This is a genomic window from Methyloceanibacter sp., from assembly GCF_051306395.1.
GTDB lineage: Bacteria > Pseudomonadota > Alphaproteobacteria > Rhizobiales > Methyloligellaceae > Methyloceanibacter.
Genome location: NZ_JBPPND010000073.1, coordinates 1 through 7,276, shown reverse-complemented (window position 1 = coordinate 7,276; position 7,276 = coordinate 1). Strand labels below are relative to the sequence as shown.

Genomic DNA, 7,276 nt, shown 5'->3' with positions numbered 1-7,276 from the left:
GTAGTGCCGGAATCAAAAAGCCCCGGTGGGGGGACCGGGGCTTTCCGACGTTTACGGGTCGCTCAGGGCTTACTCGGCCGGCTGGCAAACCTCCATATCGGCATCCCAGACCATGCCGGCGTCTTCGCAGCTCGCCTGATCGGTAGGCGTGTCCTGCGCGAAGGTGGTGGTGGAGACAAACGGAGCCGAAAGGCCCAATGCAACAAGCATCGCAACCAGAGTCTTCATGGAAGCAAATCCTCAGAGGATCACCGGAAACCGGCCACCGAAACAGCTAAGTCACCTTGGCGGCAAATGCGTGGGCGAGCGGCGGCGGAACAGGTACGCTTTGCGGCTGGAATTGCGGCCGACGCGCCAAGCTTTTCTAGGCGAATGCCACCCCTAGAAATTTTCAACTCGTTTTGAAACGCCGCCGTCCAACCGATTCAAAGGAATCGCCAAATCCATCCGGGGTTTAGGCTTTCCGTTGCAACACGGCGACGAAGAACCCGTCCGTGCCGTGGCTCAACGGCGTCATCAAAAGTGTCTCCTCGGAGCGGTCCGCCGAGTCCGGCGCGGCGACGGGGACAGCCGCCGCCCAAGCCTCGCGCCACGGCACCACTTCAAAGTCCGGATGGCGGGCGCGGAAGGCCGTGACCTGTTCGCTGTTTTCCTGGGGCAGCACCGAGCAGGTGATATAGGCGAGCCGCCCGCCCGGCTTGACCAGGGGCGCGCCTTTGTCGAGCACGGCGAGCTGCTCCGCCAACCGCGCCTCCAGCATGTCCGGCGTCAACCGCCACTTCGCGTCCGGCCGGCGCCGCCACACGCCGGAGCCCGTGCATGGCGCATCGATCACCACGAGATCCATCTTGCCTTCGAGCCCCGCCAAGGCTCCCGCCTCGCCCGCCGGCAGCACCTGGACGTTGCGCGCGCCCGCCCGCTTCAGCCGTTCGAAAATGGGGCGCAAGCGCATGCGATCGGAGTCGTAGGCGTAGAGCTGGCCGGTATTTTCCATCTGCGCCGCCAGCGCCAGCGTCTTGCCGCCCGCCCCGGCGCACAAATCGATGACCTGCTGGCGCGGGCCCGCACCGCTCATGAGCGCAGAGATCTGCGAGCCCTCGTCTTGCACCGCGAACCAGCCTTTGCCGTGGCCCGCTTCCGCCTCCACATGGGGGCTGCGCGCCGGTCCCTGGCGCGGCGCGATCCGCACTCCAACCGGCGAATAGGCCGTCGTCGCGGGCTCGAAACGCGACAAGGATTTCAGCACCTTGTCGCTGCTTGCTTTCAGCGTGTTGACCCTGAGATCGACCGGCGCGCGCGCCGACAAGGCCGCGCCTTCCTCCGCCGCGCGCCCGCCAAAGACTTGCGCGAACGCCGCGTCGAGCCATTCCGGATAGTCGCCACGCACATGCGCCGGCGCGCCGGCGGGAAGTGTGCGCTTGAGGCCTTCGAGCTCTTCCTCGCTCACAGGGGATGGCGCAAAGCGGCTGCCATCGCACAAGCCCGCCACCTCCTCGGGCGTCATGCCCCATTCGGTGGCAAGCGTACGCAACACGAGCGCGCGCGGCCCATCCTCGCCCATGGCGGAAGCGGCCGACGCGCGCTTGCGCAAACAATCGAACACGAGATTGCCGATCGCCGCACGGTCGCCGGAGCCCGCGAAGCGGTGGCCTACGCCCCAATCCTTCAGCGCCTCGGACGCCGGGCGCTTGCGCTCCGCCATATCGGCAAGCACCTCGATGGCGGCGCTCGCGCGACCCGCTGGCGTCATGAGAGCGACTGGAAGGCGATGATGCGGCCGCAGACGATGATCCAGATCAGCGCCAGCGCGATGGCCCCGACCAGGAACATAGGCGTGCGGTGCCTGAGATTGTTGCTCGTCACATGGATCGTGGCATGCACGATGCGCGACAGCACGAACATCCACATCAACACATAAACGGTGACGTCGAGCGTCTTGGTGATGAGCGCGAGCAGCACCGCCACATAGAACAGGACGGGCATTTCCATCGCGTTGTGAAAGGCGTTGCTCACTTGCTGCACATGCGGCGGCCAGTGGGGCTCGCGGAGCGCGATCTTGTCCCGGCTCGCCTCCCCGCGCCGCACCGCCCGAAGCCTCAGGATGATCGTCCAGAACAGCAGTACGAAAGTCAGCGCGACCTGCACGAACATCGGCAGCAGAATGGCTTCTAACGACATGGGGCTCCCTTCGCCTTTGTGGCCCGCGGTAAGCGGTCCGCGAATCCGCGCTTCCGGGCTCTTATACTCCGCTGGCGCGGTCCTGTAGAGTCGGGGGGGGCGCGCAAGGCTGCCGCTCAGCATCGGCAAATTGCCAAAATGCCCTTTAAACATGGATGGATGTTCAATTGACGCACCCCCGCAAGCCCTTCTAAACCTATGCCCAACAGTAAAGTTCCCTGAGTTCCCAAGGAGGTTTTCCATGCGCTTGCGCGCTTTCCCCCCCATTTCCGCCGGCCTGCTGGCCGCCGCGCTGGTCTTCGTCAGCCTGCCCGCCGCGGCCGAAGACAAGCCGATGGACCCCTGCTTCGACGGCACGCTGACCGTGAAGGAGGTGCTCGACGCTTGCGAGGCGTTCATCGCCAAGGGCAACGACGACAAGAAGCTGCTGATCCGCGCCCATAGCGTGCGAGCGCTCGGCTTCTCGGCCACAGGTCAACTCGATGCGGCGCTCGATGAGATGAGCGCGGCCGTCGCCATCGATCCCAAGCGCGCCAACAGCTATTTCATGCGCGCGGCCGGTTACGACGCCAGCAAAGACTACGACAAGGCCATCGCCGATCTCGACACGGCGATCGGTATCAACGATTCCGACGCGGACTATTATCTCCTGCGCGGCCTCGTCTACAGCAACAAGAACGAATACGACAAGGCGCTCAGTGACTTGAACAAAAAAGTTGAGCTCGATCCAAAGTCGATCAACGGCTATTCGAGCCGCGGCGAGCTCTATCGCAAGCGCAAGGAGTACGACCTGTCGATCACCGACTACACGAAGGTCATCGAGCTCAATCCCGAAACCGCCAAGAGTTATGTGGATCGCGGCTGGGTCTACGTGCTGAATGACGATCTCGACAAGGCAGGCTCCGACTTCGACACGGCCCTCAAGATCCAAAACAACAACGCCCTCGCGCTCGTCGGCCGTGGCGTCGTGAAGAGCCGCACGGGCGAGCCCACCGACGGCAGCGCCGATCTCCGCATGGCCGAGCGGCTCGAGCCCGGCATTTTCGAGGAGATCCGCAAGCTCGGCGTGAAATAAGTCCACGACGCCCGCGATTCTATCACTTCATTCGTCATGGCCGGGCTTGTCCCGGCCATCCAATGATGACTCTCCACAAACATCGCAGTCGGAGGCGATCGCACCGCTCTATTGGATGCCCGGCACAAGGCTTGTGCTCGGGCCGGCGAAGCCGGTCCCGAGTGCCGGGCATGACGATGTCTGTTGGAGTGCCCCTACGTCTCGCGCGGGTAGTTGGGCGATTCCCGGGTGATGGTCACGTCGTGCACGTGGCTCTCGCGGAAGGCGGCCGTCGAGATGCGGATGAACTTGGCGCGTTCCTGGAAATCGGCAATGGTGCGCGAGCCGGTATAGCCCATGGAGGCGCGCAAGCCCCCGATGAGCTGGTGGAGCACGCTTCCGGCGGGGCCCTTATAAGGCACCTGCCCCTCGATGCCTTCCGGCACGAGCTTCAGCGTGTCCTTGATCTCCTGCTGAAAATAACGGTCGGCGGAGCCGCGCGCCATGGCGCTGATCGAACCCATGCCGCGATAGGCCTTGTACGAGCGGCCTTGGTACAGAAACACCTCGCCCGGGCTCTCGTCGGTGCCGGCCAGCAGCGAGCCCAGCATCACGCAATCCGCGCCCGCGGCGAGCGCCTTGGCCAGATCGCCCGAATAGCGGATGCCGCCGTCGGAGATTACCGGCACGTCCGCTTTCTTCGCCACCTCGACAGACTCGAGCAGCGCACTGAACTGCGGCACGCCCACGCCCGCTACGATACGCGTCGTGCAGATGGAGCCGGGGCCAATACCGACCTTGATGGCATCGGCGCCCGCATCGATGAGCGCGCGCGTGCCCTCGGCCGTGGCGACATTGCCCGCGACCACCTGCACCGCGTTCGAGTGACGCTTGATTCGTCCGACCTGATCGAGCACGAGCTGGGAGTGGCCATGCGCGGTGTCGACCACGATCAGGTCCACACCGGCGTCGATCAGGTGCTCCGCGCGGACAAAGCCTGAATCGCCGACGCTCGTTGCCGCCGCCACACGCAAGCGCCCCTGCTCGTCCTTGCAGGCATCCGGATGGGCGCGCGCCTTCTCGATGTCCTTCACCGTGATCAGGCCGACGCAGCGATAGTCGTCGTCCACCACGACCAGCTTCTCGATGCGGTAATGATGGAGCAGCCGCTTGGCCTCCTCCATATCCACCGTATCCTTGACCGTAATCAGATTCTCCTTGGTCATCAGCTCGGCCACCCGCTGGGTCGGGTTGGTGGCGAACCGCACGTCGCGGTTGGTGAGAATGCCGACCAGCTTGCCGTCGCGGCTTCCATCGGCCGCGGATTCGACGACCGGGATGCCGGAGATCCGGTAGTCGGCCATCAATTGCAGCGCATCGGCCAGGGTGGCGTCCGGATAAATGGTGACCGGGTTCACCACCATGCCGGACTCGAACTTCTTCACCTGGGCCACCTGGGCGGCCTGGGCTTCGGCATCCATATTGCGGTGGACGACGCCGATGCCGCCGGCCTGGGCCATGGCGATGGCGAGACCCGACTCGGTCACAGTGTCCATGGCCGACGACAGGATCGGAATATTGACGGAGATCGACCGCGTGACGCGGGAGGCCACTTTGACCTCGTTGGGGAGCACTTCGGACGGACCCGGGCGGATCAGGACGTCGTCGAAGGTCAGCGCTATGGCGCGGTCGGGAAAGCGGGAATGGTCTTGCGAAGACTGCCCGTCGGGCATCGGCCAACCTCTTAGATTTGTAGAGTCGCCCACGAATGTTGCGGTGCAAGACGCGGGGACCGGTTGGCGGCTTCCTTTAGCAGCTTGGATCGGCCTTGGGAAGCTGGTGGGGCGCTTTGTCCCCGGCGCTCTATTTTGCGGCAGCGCCCGGCCTGAGGAGCCAGCCGAGCACGGCAGCCGCGGCGAGCGCGCCCGCGATTTCAGCCACGAGGAAGCCCGGCACGTCGGCCGGTGCGATTCCCGAGAATGTGTCGCTTAAGGCCCGCGCGACGGTCACCGCCGGGTTGGCGAACGAGGTGGACGAGGTGAACCAATAGGCGCTCGTGATATAGAGCCCGACCGCCGGCGCGAGGGCCGCCATATTGAAGCGTACGCAGCCGAGAATAGTCGCGATCAGCCCGAATGTGGCGATGAACTCGCCCACCCACTGCCCGAGCCCGGTGCGCGCGGTCTGTGACACCTGGAGCGGCTCCAGATCGAACATCAGATGCGCGGCGATCGCGCCCAAGCAGCCGCCCACGATCTGCACCGCGACATAAGCGAGCGTATCGGTGCGGCTGAGCACCCCGCGCAGCCACATCACCAGGCTGACCGCCGGATTGAAATGCGCGCCGGACACCGAGACGAAGATGGTGATGATGACGAACAGCACCGCGCCGGTCGGCAGCGTGTTGCACAGAAGCGCCAGCGCGTCGTTTCCCCCGGCGAGCTTTTGCGCCATGATGCCCGAGCCCACGACGGCCATCACCAAAAAGAATGTGCCGAGCGCCTCGGCCGAGAGCCGCCGCGTCAGATCGAATTGCATTCCCCCTCCCCGTTTGTCATCGCCCGACTTGACCCGCCTGCGGCCCGAAGCCTGCGGCGAGCGAAGGGCCGGGCGATCCGGTAACCGACGCCCTCTTTAGCATGAAGGGCGGTGTTTACTGGATGCCCGCCTTCGCGGGCATGACAATTCTGTGACGGACATCAGCAGCAACTCGACTTGGTCTCGCCCCCTTGCGCCGGAGCCATCTCGTTGAATGGCAGCGACGTGCCGCACGCGGCGAAGATGCCGTAATGGGTCGAGAAATCGCCGATGAAATCGAAGTAGTTCTGGAACCGTGTCTCGGCGAGCATGCGCCAGGTGTTGCCGCACACCGGAAACACTTTGCCGCGCTCGATGACATGATGGCCGTCGAGCGTAAAGGCCTGTTCCTGCTCGGCAACGCCGCCGAGATAGACGACAGCCTGGCCGTAATCCTCGCACGCGCTTTCCAGCCCATCGAGCTTGAACAACCGGTAGGTCGCCGAGAAGAACCGCGCCTGGCCGAGCTTCTGGCGCATGGCCTCGTTCTCCACATCGATGGGCCGTGAGGTGACGAGACGCGGATCGAGAAAGCCCGCCTGCTTCGCCATGGGCAGAAAGTCGTTCCAATAAAGCGCACCGCCCAGGCATTCGCCGTAGAGCAGCGGATCGGCGCGCACCGCGCCCGGCAAACGCCGGTCGCAATAGACATCGGCGAAATAGATCTCGCCGCCCGGCTTCAACAGCCTGTGGGCGCCCCGCAGCACCGCGAGCTTGTCCACGCAGAGATTGATGACGCAATTCGACACCACGACGTCGAAGGTGCCGGGCTCGAGATCGAGTTCGTCCAGCTTCTCCAGATAGCCTTTGAGGAAGCGCACATTCGGTTTGGCGTAGCCGAATTGCTGCATATGCCAGTTTTTGTGCATCTCGGCGGTTGCGAGCTGCTCGTCGGTCATGTCGACGCCGACCACGCTCCCCTCAGCCCCGACCAGCTGGGAGATCAGATAGACGTCGCGGCCGGAACCGGAGCCGAGGTCGAGCACGTTGCAGCCCTGGAGCGCCGCGGGAATGACGATGCCGCAGCCGTAATATTTGGAGCGCACCTCCTCGTGCACGTTGGCGATGGCCGCCTCGAGATAGCCCGGCACCCCGCCGCCGTCGCAGCAGGCCGAGGTCTTCAGGTCCTTCGAACCTTTGAGGACCTTGCCGTAATATTCCTTCACCACCTCGACATTCATGGCGCCGCTCCCTATTCGCCTTAGCCCAACACGCACGCGCACAGTAGCAAGACTCGCGGAGCTGCGGCAGCACACACCAGCGCACAGTCTTGTGAACCGCGCATGTTCAACCCTCGCACTACCCAGAGGCCCCGCGGAACCCGGTGGCCAGCACATAGACTTCCGCCGAATCCTGCCGGCTCGCCTTGGGCTTGATGTGGGCCACCTTGGCGAAGCCTTGGCGCAACCGCGTCAGCAAATCCCCGCTCGCGCCCCCTTGCAGCATCTTGGCGAGATAGGCACCGCC

General features: G+C 64.4%; 8 protein-coding genes. 1 reads left to right on the top strand and 7 read right to left on the bottom strand.

Annotated elements, in window-relative coordinates:
• Positions 1-69: 69 nt before the first annotated feature.
• The 3 genes from ACSLE4_RS04625 to ACSLE4_RS04615 form a co-directional block, all read right to left on the bottom strand.
• Complete coding sequence (locus ACSLE4_RS04625) at positions 70-228, bottom strand: hypothetical protein (protein WP_435903305.1); 159 nt, start codon at positions 226-228, stop codon at positions 70-72.
• 226 nt (positions 229-454) lie between these two features.
• Positions 455-1,750: an RsmB/NOP family class I SAM-dependent RNA methyltransferase gene (locus ACSLE4_RS04620; RefSeq protein WP_435903304.1), complete on the bottom strand. Its 1,296-nt coding sequence runs from the start codon at positions 1,748-1,750 to the stop codon at positions 455-457.
• Positions 1,747-2,178 (bottom strand): MAPEG family protein, encoded by a 432-nt coding sequence (locus tag ACSLE4_RS04615; RefSeq protein ID WP_435903303.1) that lies wholly within the window; start codon positions 2,176-2,178, stop codon positions 1,747-1,749. The genes ACSLE4_RS04620 and ACSLE4_RS04615 overlap by 4 nt, the downstream gene beginning before the upstream one ends.
• Positions 2,179-2,419: 241 nt before the next feature.
• Between ACSLE4_RS04615 and ACSLE4_RS04610 the strand changes: the two genes are divergently transcribed.
• A complete protein-coding gene (locus tag ACSLE4_RS04610) occupies positions 2,420-3,253 on the top strand; it encodes a tetratricopeptide repeat protein (RefSeq protein ID WP_435903302.1) in 834 nt (277 codons plus the stop codon).
• A gap of 194 nt (positions 3,254-3,447) precedes the next feature.
• Here the strand turns inward: ACSLE4_RS04610 and guaB are convergent, their stop codons facing one another.
• The 4 genes from guaB to ACSLE4_RS04590 all read right to left on the bottom strand — a co-directional run.
• Positions 3,448-4,965, bottom strand: a complete 1,518-nt coding sequence (gene guaB, locus ACSLE4_RS04605; protein WP_435903301.1) for an IMP dehydrogenase — start codon at positions 4,963-4,965, stop codon at positions 3,448-3,450.
• 130 nt (positions 4,966-5,095) lie between these two features.
• Positions 5,096-5,770 (bottom strand): aquaporin, encoded by a 675-nt coding sequence (locus ACSLE4_RS04600; protein WP_435903300.1) that lies wholly within the window; start codon positions 5,768-5,770, stop codon positions 5,096-5,098.
• Between the two features lie 161 nt (positions 5,771-5,931).
• A complete protein-coding gene (locus tag ACSLE4_RS04595) occupies positions 5,932-6,990 on the bottom strand; it encodes a methyltransferase domain-containing protein (protein WP_435903299.1) in 1,059 nt (352 codons plus the stop codon).
• A 118-nt stretch (positions 6,991-7,108) separates the two neighbouring features.
• On the bottom strand, positions 7,109-7,276 hold a 168-nt coding region (locus tag ACSLE4_RS04590), incomplete at its 5' end, for an SAM-dependent methyltransferase (RefSeq protein ID WP_435903306.1).

Bases quoted from the DNA above. Each gene is read 5' to 3' on its own strand.
- ACSLE4_RS04625 (WP_435903305.1), bottom strand. From the start codon at position 228: ATGAAGACTCTGGTTGCGATGCTTGTTGCATTGGGCCTTTCGGCTCCG.
- ACSLE4_RS04620 (WP_435903304.1), bottom strand. From the start codon at position 1,750: ATGACGCCAGCGGGTCGCGCGAGCGCCGCCATCGAGGTGCTTGCCGAT.
- ACSLE4_RS04615 (WP_435903303.1), bottom strand. From the start codon at position 2,178: ATGTCGTTAGAAGCCATTCTGCTGCCGATGTTCGTGCAGGTCGCGCTG.
- ACSLE4_RS04610 (WP_435903302.1), top strand. From the start codon at position 2,420: ATGCGCTTGCGCGCTTTCCCCCCCATTTCCGCCGGCCTGCTGGCCGCC.
- guaB (WP_435903301.1), bottom strand. From the start codon at position 4,965: ATGCCCGACGGGCAGTCTTCGCAAGACCATTCCCGCTTTCCCGACCGC.
- ACSLE4_RS04600 (WP_435903300.1), bottom strand. From the start codon at position 5,770: ATGCAATTCGATCTGACGCGGCGGCTCTCGGCCGAGGCGCTCGGCACA.
- ACSLE4_RS04595 (WP_435903299.1), bottom strand. From the start codon at position 6,990: ATGAATGTCGAGGTGGTGAAGGAATATTACGGCAAGGTCCTCAAAGGT.